16 protein-coding genes and 1 tRNA gene are annotated in these 15339 nt (G+C 61.0%); 10 read left to right on the top strand and 7 right to left on the bottom strand.

The genetic code is table 11. The features are described 5' to 3' along the window. Nucleotides 1–5: 5 nt before the first annotated feature. The 6 genes from GEV38_RS04440 to hemA all read right to left on the bottom strand — a co-directional run bounded on the left by GEV38_RS04440 (nucleotide 6) and on the right by hemA (nucleotide 5351). The gene (locus GEV38_RS04440; RefSeq protein WP_015268945.1) at nucleotides 6–524 is read right to left on the bottom strand and encodes an acyloxyacyl hydrolase; all 519 of its coding nucleotides are present in this window, start codon (nucleotides 522–524) and stop codon (nucleotides 6–8) included. Nucleotides 525–625: 101 nt separating this feature from the next. Beyond that, nucleotides 626–1423, bottom strand: a complete 798-nt coding sequence (gene murI, locus GEV38_RS04435; RefSeq protein WP_015268944.1) for a glutamate racemase — start codon at nucleotides 1421–1423, stop codon at nucleotides 626–628. Then, on the bottom strand, nucleotides 1416–2171 hold the full coding sequence (locus GEV38_RS04430; protein WP_013970911.1) for a molybdopterin-synthase adenylyltransferase MoeB: 756 nt from the start codon (nucleotides 2169–2171) through the stop codon (nucleotides 1416–1418). Before GEV38_RS04430 ends, murI begins: the two co-directional genes overlap by 8 nt. After that, nucleotides 2165–2995: a peptide chain release factor N(5)-glutamine methyltransferase gene (gene prmC / locus GEV38_RS04425; protein WP_054572347.1), complete on the bottom strand. Its 831-nt coding sequence runs from the start codon at nucleotides 2993–2995 to the stop codon at nucleotides 2165–2167. Before prmC ends, GEV38_RS04430 begins: the two co-directional genes overlap by 7 nt. Beyond that, on the bottom strand, nucleotides 2995–4077 hold the full coding sequence (gene prfA, locus GEV38_RS04420) for a peptide chain release factor 1 (protein ID WP_013970909.1): 1083 nt from the start codon (nucleotides 4075–4077) through the stop codon (nucleotides 2995–2997). The genes prmC and prfA overlap by 1 nt, the downstream gene beginning before the upstream one ends. Continuing rightward, nucleotides 4074–5351 carry a glutamyl-tRNA reductase gene (gene hemA / locus GEV38_RS04415; RefSeq protein ID WP_013970908.1) on the bottom strand — a complete coding sequence of 426 codons (1278 nt, stop codon included), beginning with the start codon at nucleotides 5349–5351 and terminating at the stop codon, nucleotides 4074–4076. The genes prfA and hemA overlap by 4 nt, the downstream gene beginning before the upstream one ends. 1028 nt (nucleotides 5352–6379) lie before the next feature. On the opposite strand from hemA, the gene GEV38_RS04410 reads away from it, so the two are divergent. Genes GEV38_RS04410 through GEV38_RS04400 form a run of 3 tightly spaced genes read left to right on the top strand, consistent with a single transcriptional unit; the run spans nucleotide 6380 to nucleotide 8211 of the window. Continuing rightward, entirely contained in the window at nucleotides 6380–6868 is a 489-nt protein-coding gene (locus GEV38_RS04410) for a type VI secretion system tube protein Hcp (protein WP_015268941.1), read from the top strand. Nucleotides 6869–6877: 9 nt separating this feature from the next. Next, complete coding sequence (locus GEV38_RS04405) at nucleotides 6878–7855, top strand: hypothetical protein (protein WP_054572929.1); 978 nt, start codon at nucleotides 6878–6880, stop codon at nucleotides 7853–7855. Further along, nucleotides 7852–8211 carry a hypothetical protein gene (locus GEV38_RS04400; RefSeq protein WP_015268939.1) on the top strand — a complete coding sequence of 120 codons (360 nt, stop codon included), beginning with the start codon at nucleotides 7852–7854 and terminating at the stop codon, nucleotides 8209–8211. Before GEV38_RS04405 ends, GEV38_RS04400 begins: the two co-directional genes overlap by 4 nt. A 59-nt stretch (nucleotides 8212–8270) precedes the next feature. On the opposite strand, the gene GEV38_RS04395 is transcribed toward GEV38_RS04400, so the two are convergent. Continuing rightward, nucleotides 8271–8495, bottom strand: a complete 225-nt coding sequence (locus GEV38_RS04395; protein ID WP_015268938.1) for a hypothetical protein — start codon at nucleotides 8493–8495, stop codon at nucleotides 8271–8273. 1149 nt (nucleotides 8496–9644) lie between these two features. Between GEV38_RS04395 and GEV38_RS04390 the strand changes: the two genes are divergently transcribed. The 7 genes from GEV38_RS04390 (at nucleotide 9645) to pth (ending at nucleotide 15315) form a co-directional block, all read left to right on the top strand. Beyond that, nucleotides 9645–11366, top strand: a complete 1722-nt coding sequence (locus GEV38_RS04390; RefSeq protein WP_054572930.1) for a tetratricopeptide repeat protein — start codon at nucleotides 9645–9647, stop codon at nucleotides 11364–11366. A 4-nt stretch (nucleotides 11367–11370) separates the two neighbouring features. After that, complete coding sequence (gene lolB / locus GEV38_RS04385; RefSeq protein WP_013970898.1) at nucleotides 11371–11988, top strand: lipoprotein insertase outer membrane protein LolB; 618 nt, start codon at nucleotides 11371–11373, stop codon at nucleotides 11986–11988. A gap of 3 nt (nucleotides 11989–11991) precedes the next feature. Further along, nucleotides 11992–12852 (top strand): 4-(cytidine 5'-diphospho)-2-C-methyl-D-erythritol kinase, encoded by an 861-nt coding sequence (gene ispE / locus GEV38_RS04380; protein WP_013970897.1) that lies wholly within the window; start codon nucleotides 11992–11994, stop codon nucleotides 12850–12852. 20 nt (nucleotides 12853–12872) lie between these two features. Then, nucleotides 12873–12947: transfer RNA gene (locus tag GEV38_RS04375), tRNA-Gln, on the top strand. A gap of 47 nt (nucleotides 12948–12994) precedes the next feature. Beyond that, nucleotides 12995–13936, top strand: a complete 942-nt coding sequence (locus tag GEV38_RS04370; protein ID WP_003247410.1) for a ribose-phosphate pyrophosphokinase — start codon at nucleotides 12995–12997, stop codon at nucleotides 13934–13936. Nucleotides 13937–14057: 121 nt separating this feature from the next. After that, a complete protein-coding gene (locus GEV38_RS04365) occupies nucleotides 14058–14651 on the top strand; it encodes a 50S ribosomal protein L25/general stress protein Ctc (protein WP_013970896.1) in 594 nt (197 codons plus the stop codon). Between the two features lie 79 nt (nucleotides 14652–14730). Further along, nucleotides 14731–15315: an aminoacyl-tRNA hydrolase gene (gene pth, locus GEV38_RS04360; protein ID WP_008099045.1), complete on the top strand. Its 585-nt coding sequence runs from the start codon at nucleotides 14731–14733 to the stop codon at nucleotides 15313–15315. Nucleotides 15316–15339 lie beyond the last annotated feature (24 nt).

Here is a 15339-nt window from a genome sequence, read left to right as displayed (position 1 = left end):
AGAGCTCAGAGCGTCATGCGGTAATGCAGGCTATAGCTCTCCACCCCATCGTTGGGCTGCTTGATGCCCGCGTTGGAATAGTGAATCGCCCGCACGCCAATCTCATGCCCACCGGCAAAGCGCAATCCAAAGCCGATGCGATCCTCGAACTGGAATGCCGAGCCCAGCTCGTTGTCTTCCAGCTCGGTGCTGGAGAATGCCGCCACGCCAATCCCAGCCTCTATATAAGGCTTCACCGACTCCCCGGCAAACTCGTAGACGAACACCGGCGCGAACGACAGGCTATGGTTGCTCGCGGTCTCGTCACCATCCCAATAGCTGTAGGCCCCATCCCAATACCCCGTCAGGCGCCCGACGCTGGTCTGCCACCAACTCGCTTCCCAATTCGATTGCAGCCCCAACCGGTAGACCATGGTCGAGTCACCGGTCTGCCCCACCGAAAACGAAACGTCGGCAGCCTGCGCCGACAGTGAGTGCCCCAGGGTGAAGACGGCAGCCGCCGCCAAGCCGAGCAGCTTCTTCATGAGCAACATCCTTCTTTGCTGTTATTGGTATCCGCCTCATTTCAGGCAAGGCGGTAGAAAACGGCAGCGGTACAATAGTTCAGCTTCTTTTCACGTTTTTTTCACAATGAAAAGCTTTGCACGCTGTCCGACTTATGCCACAGCAAAGGCAGGATCTTCCTGAGAGATTGCGGATCGGCACTGGTCCAGAAGCGGGTATCCCTGGCCGGCCCATCGGCCAACAGGTCATCCGCGCCCAGCAGCCGCTGCAGTTGGCGCGCCACTGCAGCACCGGTATCGATGATGGCGACGTCGGCTGGCACCATGCCGGCCAGCAACGGGCGCAGGAAGGGGTAATGGGTGCAACCGAGAATCAACGTATCACAGCCAGCGGCCAGCAACGGCTGCACATAACCTTGCAGCAACTGGCGCAGCGCCGGGCTGGCCAGGTCACCGGTCTCGATCAGATCGACCAGGCCCGGGCAAGGTTGGGTGATGACCTGTACGTCATTGGCAAAACGATCGAGCAAGGCAGCGAACTTGGCACTCTGCAGGGTACCGGTAGTGGCCAGCACACCGACCACGCCAGAGCGCGTAGCGGCGGCAGCGGGCTTCACCGCCGGCTCCATGCCCACCAGCGGCCAGTTCGGGTACAACTCGCGCAGGTCGGCCACCGCCGCCACCGTGGCGGTATTGCAGGCCAGTACCATGGCCTTGGCGCCCTGTTCATGGAAGAACGCAGCAATGCGCCGGAGACGCTCACGGATATAGTCCGGCGACTTCTCTCCGTAGGGTATGTGGCCGCAATCGCCCACGTACAGCAGCGTCTCGTTGGGCAGCAGGCGCTGGATCTCGGCGAGTACCGACAAGCCGCCAACCCCGGAGTCCATCACGCCGACCGGCGCCGATCGCTCAGCCATCGCGCTTACCACAGACCGCACAAGCCGGGTCGCGCTTGACCCGCAATTCGCGGATACGAGTGCCGAGAGCATCGATCAACAGCAGGCGGCCGACCAGCGGCTCGCCGAACCCGGCCAGCAGCTTCATCGCCTCCAGCGCCTGCAGGCTGCCTACCAGGCCCACCAATGGGCCGATCACGCCGGCTTCGCTGCAGGTCAGTTCGGCTTCGCTGCCATGGCCGTACAGGCAATGGTAGCAAGGGCTGTAGTCACGCCGTGGGTCGAACACCGACAACTGCCCTTCCAGGCGGATCGCCGCACCGCTGACCAGCGGCTTGCCAGCCGCGACGCAGGCAGCGTTGACCGCCTCGCGGGTACCGAAATTGTCAGAGCAGTCCAGCACCAGGTCGACCGCTGCCACAGCGGCCGCCAGCGAGTCCTCGTCCAGAGCCTGGCGATGGGCAACCAGGCTGATTTCCGGGTTGATTGCCTGCAGGCGCTGCAGGGCCGAATCGACCTTGCTCATGCCCACGCTCGCACTGTCGTGGATCACCTGGCGTTGCAGGTTGGTCAGGTCGACGGTGTCAAAGTCCGCCAGGTGCAGCTCACCGACCCCGGCGGCGGCCAGGTACAAGGCGACGGGCGAGCCAAGGCCGCCAAGCCCGACGATCAGCGCCTTGCTCTGCTTGAGCCGCAACTGGCCGTCGATGTCGATCTGGGCCAGCAAAACCTGCCGGCTGTAACGCAGCAGTTCCTGATCACTCAGCATGGCAGGCGCCCCAGGGTAATGCGTTCATGGCCGCCCAGGTCCGTGCGGCTGACGACCTCGATGAAGCCTTGTTCAGCCAGCAAGGCGCGCACCGCCGCTGCCTGATCGTAGCCGTGTTCCAGCAGTAACCAGCCACCCGGTACCAGGTGCGCGGGCGCCTGGGCAACTATCACGCGCAGATCGTCCAGGCCATCAGCACCGGCCACCAGCGCACTGCTGGGCTCGAAGCGTACATCACCGGCGACCAAATGCGGGTCTGCGGCAGCGATGTAGGGCGGGTTGCTGACAATCAGGTCGAAACGCTCGCCGGCCAGACTGTCGAACCAGTGGCTGAGCCGTACCTGGGCGTTTGCCAGGCCCAGCCGCTGGCGGTTGCGCTCAGCCAGGGCTGCAGCCTCCTCCACGCGGTCCACTGCGGTCACCTGCCAGGCCGGGCGATCGCTGGCCAGGGCCAAGGCAATCGCGCCGGTGCCGGTGCCCAGGTCAAGGACCTTGGCCGGCGTGGCGGGTTGCAGTTCAAGGGCAGCTTCGACCAGCAGCTCGGTATCCGGCCGCGGGATCAGGGTATGCGGTGCCACTTCCAGGTCGATCTTCCAGAAGCCCTGCAGCCCGAGAATGTAGGCGACCGGTTCGCCGCCACGGCGGCGCTGCAGGTAGCCAGCATAGGTCTCGGCATCTTCGCTGCTGACGATTCGCTCGGGCCAGGTGTGCAGGTAGCTGCGCGATTTGCCGATGGCCGCGGCCAACAGCAACTCGGCATCCAGCCGCTCGGTAGGCGACTCTGGCAACTGCGCGTTGCGCAGCAGGCTGGCGATGATGGTCATCAGTCCCCCAGAGCGGCCAGTTGATCGGCCTGGTATTCGGCCAGCAGCGGCTCGATCACCGCCTCTACCCCGCCGGCGAGGATGTCGTCCAGCGAGTACAGGGTCAGGTTGATACGGTGGTCGGTCACCCGCCCCTGTGGATAATTGTACGTACGGATGCGCTCGGAACGGTCGCCAGAGCCGACCAGCAGCTTGCGCTCGGTGGCGATGGCGTTCTGCGCGGCGCTGGTCTGCATGTCGTTGAGCTTGGCCGACAGCCAGGACATGGCGCGGGCACGGTTCTTGTGCTGCGAGCGCTCTTCCTGGCACTCGACCACGATACCGGTGGGCAAGTGGGTGATCCGGATCGCCGAGTCAGTCTTGTTGACGTGCTGGCCGCCGGCACCGGATGCGCGATAGGTATCCACCCGCAGGTCGGCCGGGTTGATCTCGATAGCCGCCTGCTCGTCCGGCTCGGGCAGTACCGCCACGGTGCACGCGGAGGTGTGGATACGGCCCTGGGATTCGGTCTCGGGCACGCGCTGCACGCGGTGCGCGCCAGACTCGAACTTGAGCTTGCCGTACACGCTCTCGCCTTCGACGCGGGCGATGATTTCCTTGTAGCCGCCGTGCTCGCCTTCGTTCTCGGAGAGGATTTCCAGGCGCCAGCCACGCTTTTCGGCGTAGCGCGAATACATGCGGAAGAGGTCGCCGGAGAAGATCGCCGCCTCGTCGCCACCGGTGCCGGCGCGGATTTCGAGGAACACGTTGCGGCCGTCGTTGGGGTCCTTGGGCAACAGCATGCGTTGCAGCTGCGACTCCAGCGTCAGCAGTTGTTCCTTGGCTTCACGCACTTCTTCCACGGCCATTTCGCGCAGGTCCGGGTCACTGTCCTTGAGCAGCGCCTGGGCACCTTCGAGGTCGTCCTGGACTTTGCGCCACTCTTTATAAGCAGCGTAGACCGGCTCGACTTCGGCGTATTCACGGGAATAGGCGCGAAAGCGCGTCTGGTCGGAAATGACCTCGGCATCACCAAGCAGAGCGGTGAGTTCTTCGAAGCGGTCCTGGAGGATTTCCAGTTTGTTCAGCAGCGACGCTTTCATTGCGGGGATTTGTCCGTCGAGCCCTCGTTGAGGGCAAAGAGTTCCTGGGCCATGGCCAGCGCATCGAGGCGGCCCTCGGCCGAGAGCCTTTTCAATTGCACGCTGGGCGCGTGCAGGAGTTTGTTGGTCAGCCCCCGGGCCAGTTGGGCCAGTACGTCTTCGGGGTTGCCGCCGTTGGCCAGCAGCCGCTGGGCCTTTTGCAGTTCTTCGTCGCGCAGGCGCTCGCATTGCTGGCGATAGGCCTTGAGCACATCCACCGCGGCCAGCTCGCGCAGGCGCAGCATGAAGTCCTCTGCCCCCACCGACACCAGCTCTTCGGCGGCCTGGGCCGCGCCCTGGCGACTTTTGAGGTTTTCTGCCACAACGTCGTGCAGGTCATCGACAGTGTACAGGTAGACGTCATCCAGTTCGCCGACTTCGGTTTCGATATCGCGCGGTACGGCAATGTCGACCATGAAAATCGGCTTGTGCCGGCGCTGCTTCAGCGCGCTCTCGACAGCACCCTTGCCAAGGATCGGCAACTGGCTGGCAGTGGAACTGATGACGATATCGCTGTTGGCCAGTTCCTGTGGGATGTCGGCCAGCAGAACCGCGTGCGCACCGAACTGCTCGGCCAGGATGCTGGCCCGCTCAAGGGTACGGTTGGCCACGACGATACGGCGCACGCCCTGCTCATGCAGGTGGCGGGCGACCAGGGTGATGGTTTCGCCAGCACCGATCAGCAGGGCCTGGCTGCGGCCCAGGTCGCTGAAGATCTGCTTGGCCAGGCTGACCGCGGCAAACGCCACCGACACCGGGTTTTCGCCGATGGCAGTGTCGGTGCGCACCTGCTTGGCGGCACTGAAGGTGGCCTGGAACAGGCGCCCGAGCAACGGGCCGACGGTGCCGGCCTCACGCGCCACGGCATAGGCGGACTTCATCTGGCCGAGGATCTGCGGTTCGCCGAGCACCAGCGAGTCCAGGCCGGAGGCCACCCGCATCATGTGCTTTACCGCCTCGTGCTCTTCGTGCACGTAGGCGCTGGCGCGCAGCTCGTCCAGGCTGAGGCGGTGGTAGTCGGCGAGCCATTGCAGCACGGCATCGGCGGACAGGTGGTCCTGCTCGATATAGAGCTCGCTACGGTTGCAGGTCGACAGAATCGCCGCTTCGCGGCTGGATGTCAGTCGGCAGAGCTGCTGCAGGGCGTCTACCAGCTGCTCTGGGGTAAACGCCACGCGCTCGCGTACGTCTACCGAGGCAGTCTTATGGTTGATACCAAGTGCAAGAAAGGCCATGCAAGGTCGCTGGTTGTGACGGGAAGCCGATAATTGTCCTCTTTCGCAGGTTTCAGGACAACCACCGTTCGCTATTGCGCTGATAGCGCTGCGGCTATCGCCGGCTTCAGGCCAGCATCAGCGGCAACTTCAGCTCACACCCCCGCTTTTGATCTGGCTTTTGATCTGGCTTTTGATCTTGATCTTGATCTTCGCGACTTCAGGAGGCCGAACGCAGGCCTTGCGGAGGGAGGTGACGGGCATGGATGCCCGTCAAGCGCTGAGGCCCCATGGATGGGGCCTGCAGCGCGTACTCCCGGGAGCAAGGCCGGAGTGAGGGAACCCCGGAGCGCAGCGTAGGGGCCGGATGATGGGAGCGCAGCGTTTTTTGGTTACTTTTTGCCGCGTTTGGCAAAAAGTGACTCGCCGTAAGGGCGAAAAGGTGAGTCAGCGTCGCCATCGCATACGGACTGTTCGCCATATCAAAACCGTCGCTTAAGCTTTTTGGCTTTTTGGCTTTTTGGAGGTGGGCATTCACATTGAGCAGGCATTCATTCGTGACGGCGGCGCAAAGTCACCTTTCCGCCCTTACGGCGGGTCCCTTTTTGTCGTGGCAAAAAGGAACCAAAAACCGTCGGCTCCCATCATCCGGCCCCTACGCTTCGCTCCGGGGTCCCCTCGCTACGGGCCTGCTCCCGGGAGTACGCGCTGCAGGCCCCATCCATGGGGCCTCAGCGCTTGACGGGCATCCATGCCCGTCACCTCCCTCCGCAGTCCCTTCGCTCGGCCTCCTGAAGTCGCAATCGGCGGCGCCTGAACTACCGCGCGCTTAGAAGCAAGAACCAGAACCATCGGCTCGACATCTCCTTAGTTAATTACACCGACCAAGTCGAGAGGACTTTTGACATATCTCTACAAGACTTATCCACAGTCTTGTAGTCCTTTTCCCAAATACATGCCCAGCTGTTGCTCCACCCTCTTTCCGCGCCTAGCCTTGACGCCGCTACATCGATATTCCTCACCCACATGATGACCAAGGAGCGGTAGATATGGCTTTGGACGCGTATTTGAAAATCGACGATATTCCAGGCGAAGCCTTGGACGAGAAGTACGGCAAGTGGATTGAAGTCACCGGTTATGATTTCGGTGTAAGCCAAAGCCCCTCTGCCACTGCAAGCTCGGCAGGGGGTGCCACTTCGGGGCGCACCGAAGTGAGCCATTTCACTTTTACCAAGTTTCTCGACAGCGCCAGTTGCAAACTCATGGAGGCCAGTTGCGCGGGGCAGCATCTCAAGGAAGTCAAACTCGCGCTGTGCCGCGCGGGCGGTGACAAGCTGAAGTACTACGAGATCATCCTAGAAGAAGTGATCATTGCCGATTACGCCCAGAGCGCCGCCGACGGCGTGCCTATCGAGGTGGTTCGCCTCGATTACGGCAGAATCAAGACCACCTATACCCTGCAGAAGCGCATCGACGGCTCGGGCGGCGGCAATATTGCCGGTGGTTGGGACCGGATCGGCAACAAGAAGTACGCGTGAGGTATCGCCATGTACGAAGCCCGCGCTTTCATCAACCCCAGGATGCAGAACTATCACACGCTCAAGGCCGGCCTTGCGCTTGGCGGGCATGCCGCAAGCAAGTTCGACATCCTGAATGCACACATTTACAACAGTGTGGTCAGAAGCGGCGAACTGGTGATCGTCGGCGACTGGTCTACACCTTCGTGTACCAGTCAGGAGGCTTATCTGATGTCTCAGGCCTCCATCACGCATATGGGGCTGATGCGCAGTGGCCAGGGGGCTGATGAGTTTTTTCTGGATAATTTCGAGTTGCTGAAGAGCTTGCTTGCCCATGCTTCACTGGGCGCAGGCGTGGTCAGCGACGGCTGGAGCAGGCATCTGAAGGCCATTCAGGACACGTTGCTGGAGATCGAGAAATTGCACAGAGAACATCTGGGTTCAGGGACGCTCAAAAACCGTGACCAGTTTTATGCCAAGCGTGCGGCACTGTTCTCGAAGCTTGACGAACAGTTGGGCAAACTGGCGGCGTTCGGCTCGGATTTGCGTAACAAGGGATCGATTAAAAGGACACTGGCCATATCCACGAAACGCTATTTGCACACCGGTGAGATTGCAGGGTATGCGAATAAGGTTGCCGGGGTAGGCAAGGCTGCCAGTTTGATAAAAAAAGGTACTTACATTGGCATAGCGCTTGATGTCGCAGCAACGGGCCTGGCGATTCGCCAAGCCTGTATGCTCGGCAGAGAAGATGAGTGCACGCGTGCAAAATTTCTCAATGGTGCGTCATTAGCCGGTGGTCTGACCGGCAGCGGCATAGGTGGATACATAGGAGGGACCATTGTTGCGCCCTTTGTATGTGCGGCTCTGGGAGTAGGGACGGCCGGTTTGGGGTCAATTACCTGCGCAGTCATTGGTGCTGCCGCAGGGGGGAAGCTAGGCGGTGACTTCGGAGGAGAAAAAGGCGAGGTGCTTGGTGACTTCCTATATCGAGAGTTCTCGCAATGATCAATATGGAACCGGGTCTGATCGCACTTATTCTCATCACCTCAATCGCAATCGCAATTACTGTCCAAATTTACGTTGCACATAAATACACCGAGCACTTTGAGTCTTTCTTACCCACCTCTCGTATCGTATCTGACAACATAAAAAACTATAAGCATGCTGGACTAATAGGAAAACTGATAAGAACTGGTCAAATTGCAACACTACTGGCCACACCCAAAATCTTCACTTATAGGGGCGCAGCAGATATCGAGGAAGTACAAAAATTTCCGCGCCGTGAAAGGCTTGTCTTGGTCAACCTCTGGGCTATTCACATCATATTATTCCTTGCACTCGTGCTGTCTCACTATCTATGACCCAATGGAGATACGACTTCGTATTCTGTTCAAGGACAAAGTTCTCCCGCAGCAATCGATCATTGGAAACTCAAGGCCGGCACTCGACGCGTGGCAAGGACTTGCAAACGACTGAGATTGTGGGGTGTGCAGTTAAGATCATAGGTGTGGTCAGGGCTGCCAACCTGATCAAAAAAGACACCTATATAGGTATTGCGCTGGAAGTCGCCGCGACGGGTCTTGAAATCCATAAAGCCTGCACCGCTGGCCGCGACAATGAGTGTAGAAAAGCTAAATACGTCCATGGATCTTCCTTGACAGGCAGTGTCGCCGTGGGAGGGATAGCAACAAGCTACGGCGGTGCTATTGCCACTAATATTTGTCTCGCTCTTGGCGTGCCCACAGTCGGTACAGGCGTACTTGTCTGCGCTGTTATTGGTGGGGCTGCGGGAGCCACAGGAGGAAGCATGCTTGGCGGTGCTGTAGGGGAAGCGCTCGGCGAAGTATTGTATGAAAAGGTAGGCAGCGAATGAGCACTGAAGCGGGTATTGTTGCATTTATAATTTTGGCCGCCATGACCGTCACGCTTTGCGTATCGTTCTACATATCAATCTATCATCTTGACAGGATCGAATCACTACTACCGAATAGCGCATTCGTGAGCGGGAATAAAAACCTTTTCACAAGCAGGCCTAATTGGAAAGGTAATGCGCACACTCTCAATATCAATACTACTAACAGTGCCAAAAATATATGCGCGAAAAAGCTTGGTTGACCTTGATGAGGTCACGAACTTCCCTATACGCATGAAGCGCACCCTGATCGTCTTAGGGGCTATGCACCCAACACTTATCGGAGCACTTATTTTATTTCGCATTTGGTTGCGCCCCCTTGGGCCTATTCCGTGACATCGGACGCCAAGAGGCTGGCTGTTGAGACATCAGCCCTAAGCTTTTTGCTTTCAGGTGTAGGCATTCACATCGAGTAGACATTCATTCGCGATAGTGGCGCCACGTCACCTTGACGCCCTTACGGCGGAACCCTTTTTGTCGTGGCAAAATGGAACCAAAAACCGTCGGCTCCCATCATCCGGCCCCTACGCTTCGCTCCGGGGCACCCTCGCTATGGGCCTGCTCCCGAGAGTACGCGCTGCAGGCCCCATCCATGGGGCCTCAGCGCTTGACGGGCATCCATGCCCGTCACCTCCCTCCGCAGTCCCTTCGCTCGGCCTCCTGAAGTCGCAATCTGCGGCGCCTGAACTATCGCGCGCTCAGAAGCAAGAGCAAGAGCAAAAATTCTGTGTTCTGGGCGCCGTGGCAGGCTCTGCGGCGAACCGCGCGGGCACAGCGCGGTCTGCATAAGCGAAGCGCAGCTTCATACCTTCGCAGGTGGGTTTGCCACCGCGCTTGTGTCATCATGCTCCGACCGCCGGTGAGTCCTTTTTAAAGCCTTCTATGAACAAACCATACGCATTGCTGCTTGCCTTCGCCCTGCTCCAGGGCTGCCAGAGCCTGGCCCCGCAAAAGGCCGAGCCTCCCGTCGCCGAGGCCGACAAGAGCGAGGCGGAAAAACCCGTGGTGTATGGCTCGTTCAAGCAGGACACGCTCTACAGCCTGCTGGTGGCCGAACTGGCCGGCCAGCGCAACCGCTTCGACATCGCCCTGGCCAACTACACCGACCAGGCCGCGAAAACCCAGGACCCGGGGGTTTCCGAGCGCGCCTACCGCATTGCTGAATACCTCGGCGCCGACGAACCGGCACTGGACAACGCCCTGGTCTGGGCCCGCAACGACCCGCAGAACCTCGACGCCCAGCGCGCCGCCGCCATCCAGCTGGCCCGCGCCGGCCGCTATGACGACTCAATGACTTACATGGAAAAGGTCTTGCAGGGCCAAGGCGACACCCATTTCGATTTCCTCGCCCTGTCCGCCGCCGAAACCGACCAGAGCACCCGCGACGGCTTGCTGCAAAGCTTCGAACGCCTGCTGGTGAAGTACCCGGACAACAGCCAGCTGGTGTTCGGCAAGGCCCTGCTGCTGAACCAGGACGGCAAGGCCGAAGAAGCCTTGGAGTTACTCGAGTCGCACCCGCCGCAAAACGGCGAAGTCGCCCCGGTCCTGCTGCGCGCTCGCCTGCTGCAAGCCCTGGACCGCGGCCCGGAGGCCCTGCCACTGCTGCGCGGGGCGATTCGCGACAACCCGGACGACAAGCGCCTGCGCCTGACCTACGCGCGCACCCTGGTCGAACAGGACCGCATCGCCGATGCCAAGGGCGAGTTCCTCAGCCTGGTCCAGCAATACCCCGAGGACGACGAGCTGCGCTATTCGCTGGCGCTGGTGTGCCTGGAAAACAAGGACTGGGATGAAGCCGAGGGCTACCTGCAGGAGCTGATCGAACGCGACAGCAACGTCGACGCCGCGCACCTGAACCTGGGCCGCATCCGCGAAGAGCGCCACGACCCTGCAGGCGCCCTGCGTGAATACGCCCTGGTCGGCCCGGGCCCCGACTACCTGCCGGCGCAGCTGCGCCAGGCCGACATCCTGATTGCCAACGGCCGTGGTACCGAAGCCTCGCGCCTGCTCGCCGATGCCCGCGAATCCCAGCCGGACTACGCCATACAGCTGTTCCTGATCGAATCGGAAAGCTACAGCAACAACAACAAGGACGCCCAGGCCAGCCAGGTGCTGCAGCAAGCCATCCAGCGCTACCCGGACGACCTCAACCTGCTGTACACCCGTGCCATGCTGGCGGAAAAGCGTGACGACCTGCCGCAGATGGAAAAAGACCTGCGCGCCATCATCGCCCGCGAGCCGGAAAACGCCATGGCCCTGAACGCCCTCGGCTACACCCTGGCCGACCGCACCACCCGCTACAGCGAAGCCAAGGCGCTGATCGACAAGGCCCATCAGCTGACCCCGGATGACCCGGCGGTGCTCGACAGCCTGGGTTGGGTCAATTACCGCCTGGGCAACCTCGACGAGGCTGAAACCTACCTGCGCAAGGCCTTTGCCAGCTTCCCAGACCACGAAGTGGCCGCCCACCTGGGCGAAGTGCTATGGGCCAACGGCAAGCGCCGCGAAGCCCGCCAGGTCTGGGCCAAGGGCTTCGAAGCCCAGGCCGACAGCCCCATCCTGCGCAATACCATCCTGCGCCTGACCGGATCCGAGACTCTCTAACGCCATGTTCCTGCGCCATTGCATTACCTTCACCCTGATCGCCCTGCTGGCCGGCTGTGCCGGCTTCGGTAGTCGCGAGGCCCTGCAGGGCCACGGCGACCCGCAGCAGTGGCGCGCCCATAAAGAGCAACTGAGCAGCCTCGATGGCTGGCAGATCAACGGCAAGGTCGGCATCCGTGCCCCGCGCGACTCCGGCAGCGGCACGCTGTTCTGGCTGCAACGCCAGGACTACTACGACATTCGCCTGGCCGGCCCGCTGGGCCGTGGCGCCGCTCGCCTGACCGGCCGCCCCGGCGGCGTGGTACTGGAAGTGGCCAACCAGGGCCGCTACGAGGCCCTCAGCCCCGAAGCCCTGCTGGAAGAACAACTGGGCTGGCAGTTGCCGGTCTCGCACCTGGTCTGGTGGGTCCGCGGCCTGCCGGCCCCCGACAGCAAGAGCAAGCTGACCCTGGACGGCGACAGCCGCCTGGCCAGCCTCGACCAGGACGGCTGGCAGGTGCAATACCTGAGCTACACGGAACAGAACGGCTACTGGCTGCCCGAGCGTATGAAGCTGCACGGCAAGGACCTCGACGTGACACTGGTGGTCAAGGACTGGCAACCCCGCCAGCTGGGGCACTGATACATGCAGACCCTCACCCTGCCCGCTCCGGCCAAGCTCAACCTGTGGCTGCACATCATCGGCCGCCGTGCGGACGGCTATCACGAGCTGGAAACCGTGTTCCAGTTTCTCGATCACGGCGACGAACTGAGCTTTGCCGTGCGTGACGACGGCGTGATCCGCCTGCACACCGAGATCGAAGCAGTGCCGCATGACAGCAACCTGATCGTGCGTGCTGCGCGCAAGCTGCAGGAACAATCCGGCACGACGTTGGGCGCCGATATCTGGCTGACCAAGGTGCTGCCCATGGGCGGCGGCATCGGCGGCGGCAGCTCGGATGCCGCCACTACCCTGTTGGCCCTCGCCCACCTGTGGCAACTGGACTGGGACGAAGACCGCCTGGCCGCACTGGGCCTGAGCCTGGGCGCCGACGTACCGGTATTCGTGCGCGGCCACGCGGCATTCGCCCAGGGCGTGGGTGAACAATTGACCCCGGTTGACCCGGAAGAGCCCTGGTATGTCGTGCTTGTGCCGCAAGTGTCTGTCAGCACAGTAGAAATTTTTTCACATCCACAGTTGACACGTGATTCGCTCCCCCTTAAGATGCGCCCCGTTCCCGAGGGAAACAGTCGAAATGACTGCCAACCGGTGGTAGAGCAGAGTTACCCGGAAGTTCGCAATGCGTTGAATTCACTGGGTAAATTCACTGAGGCTCGACTGACCGGTACTGGAAGTTGTGTGTTTGGGGCCTTCCCAAGCAAAGCCGAAGCTGATAAAGTTCTGGCCCTTCTTTCAGCGACCCAAACAGGGTTTGTGGCGAAAGGAAGCAACGTTTCGATGTTGCATCGCAAGCTGCAAAGTCTGGTCAAGAAGTCGAGCGCATAAGCGTTCGCAGCAACAGATACAGGGGCGTCGCCAAGCGGTAAGGCAGCAGGTTTTGATCCTGCCATGCGTTGGTTCGAATCCAGCCGCCCCTGCCATTTTCCTTATACTCATCCAGGTTACCCTCAGCCTTCAGGTACTGCGCGTGTCCAAGATGATGGTCTTTACGGGGAACGCCAACCCCGATCTGGCTCGGCGTGTCGTACGTCAGCTGCATATCCCTCTCGGTGACGTTTCTGTCGGTAAGTTCTCCGACGGCGAGATCAGCACTGAGATCAATGAGAATGTCCGCGGTAAAGACGTCTTCATTATTCAGCCGACCTGTGCCCCGACCAACGATAACCTGATGGAACTGGTAGTGATGGCCGACGCCTTCCGCCGCTCCTCAGCATCCCGAATCACCGCCGTGATTCCTTACTTCGGATACGCCCGCCAGGACCGCCGTCCGCGTTCGGCACGTGTAGCCATCAGCGCCAAAGTCGTCGCTGACATGCTCACTGTCGTAGGTATCGACCGTGTACTCACCGTCGACCTGCACGCTGACCAGATCCAGGGTTTCTTCGATATCCCGGTCGACAACATCTACGGCTCGCCCGTACTGGTCGACGATATCGAGGACCAGCGTTTCGAGAACCTGATGATCGTCTCCCCGGACATCGGTGGTGTCGTGCGCGCACGTGCCGTCGCCAAGTCCCTGGGCGTCGACCTGGGTATCATCGACAAACGCCGCGAGAAGGCTAACCACTCCGAGGTCATGCACATCATCGGCGACGTCGAAGGGCGCACCTGCATCCTGGTAGACGACATGGTCGACACCGCCGGCACCCTGTGCCACGCGGCCAAAGCCCTGAAAGAACACGGCGCTGCCAAGGTTTACGCCTACTGCACGCACCCTGTCCTGTCGGGCCGCGCGATCGAGAACATCGAGAAGTCGGTACTGGACGAGCTGGTGGTGACCAACACCGTTCCGCTGTCCGCCGCTGCTCAAGCCTGTGACCGTATCCGCCAACTGGATATCGCACCGGTTGTCGCTGAAGCGGTCCGCCGCATCAGCAACGAAGAATCGATCAGCGCGATGTTCCGCTAAGCGGAACACACGCTGACGAAAAGCGCCCCGCCCCAACACTGGTTGTTGGGGCGGGGCTTTTTTGCCATCCCCGTTGGCGCTGGTCGCAAACGCCCTCGGGGGGCTACTTTGGAGAAACAAAATGACCGAATTCACTCTGAACGCCCAAGCGCGTACTGACCTGGGGAAAGGTGCGAGCCGCCGCCTGCGTCACTCCGCGAACATCCCAGCCGTTGTCTACGGTGGTAACCAGGACGCTCAGTCCCTGACCATCCTGGCCAAGGAAATCACCAAGCTGTTCGAAAACGAGGCTGCCTTCAGCCACGTTCTGGAACTGAACGTCGACGGCGCCAAGCAAAACGTCGTGGTCAAGGCTCTGCAGCGCCACCCGGCCAAAGGCTTCATCATGCACGCCGACTTCGTTCGCGTCGTTGCTGGCCAGAAACTGACCGCCAAGGTACCGGTTCACTTCATCAATGAAGAAGCCCCGGTCAAGAAAGGCGGCGAGATCTCCCACGTAGAAGCCGAGATCGAAGTTTCCTGCGAAGCCAAAGACCTGCCTGAGTTCATCGAAGTCGACCTGGCCAACGCTGAAATCGGCACCATCATCCACCTGTCGGACCTGAAAGCTCCGAAAGGCGTAGAGTTCGTAGCTCTGGCCCACGGTGATGACAAAGCTGTTGCCAACGTTCACGCTCCACGCGTTGCTCCAGAAGCAGAAGGCGCTGCCGAGTAATCCACTCGCGCGCCGGCGTTGATCGGGTTACAGTGCCGCGCGCCCTGTAACCCACCAACTCCAAGGAAGAGCCCCTGACGTGACCGCCATCCAGTTGATCGTCGGCCTGGGTAACCCCGGCCCCGAATACGAACAGACCCGGCATAACGCAGGGGCTCTTTTCGTTGAACGCATTGCCAGCGCCCAGCGCGTCTCGTTGACCGCTGACCGCAAATATTTCGGCCTGACGGCTAAGTTCAGCCATCAGGGCAACGACGTTCGTCTGCTCATCCCCACCACCTACATGAACCGTAGCGGCCAGTCCGTGGCGGCCTTGGCCAATTTCTTCCGCATCAAGCCGGAAGCGATCCTGGTGGCGCATGACGAACTCGACCTGCCCCCGGGCGTCGCCAAGCTCAAGCGCGGCGGTGGCCATGGTGGGCACAACGGCCTGCGCGACATCATCGCGCAGCTCGGCAACCAGAACGACTTCCACCGCCTGCGGCTTGGCATCGGCCACCCGGGCGACGCCAAACTGGTCTCCAACTTCGTCCTGGGCCGCGCGCCGCGCGCCGAGCAGGAGAAGCTCGACGCCAGCATCGATTTTGCCCTCGGCGTGCTGCCGGACGTGCTTGCCGGCGACTTCGCCAAGGCGATGCGCGAGCTGCACAGCCAGAAGGCCTGATTTCCTTTAGAGAGGGGAATACCC

The organism is Pseudomonas sp. 13159349 (assembly GCF_013305685.1).
Taxonomy (GTDB): Bacteria; Pseudomonadota; Gammaproteobacteria; order Pseudomonadales; family Pseudomonadaceae; genus Aquipseudomonas; species Aquipseudomonas asiatica.
This window is presented reverse-complemented; position numbering and strand designations above follow the sequence as displayed.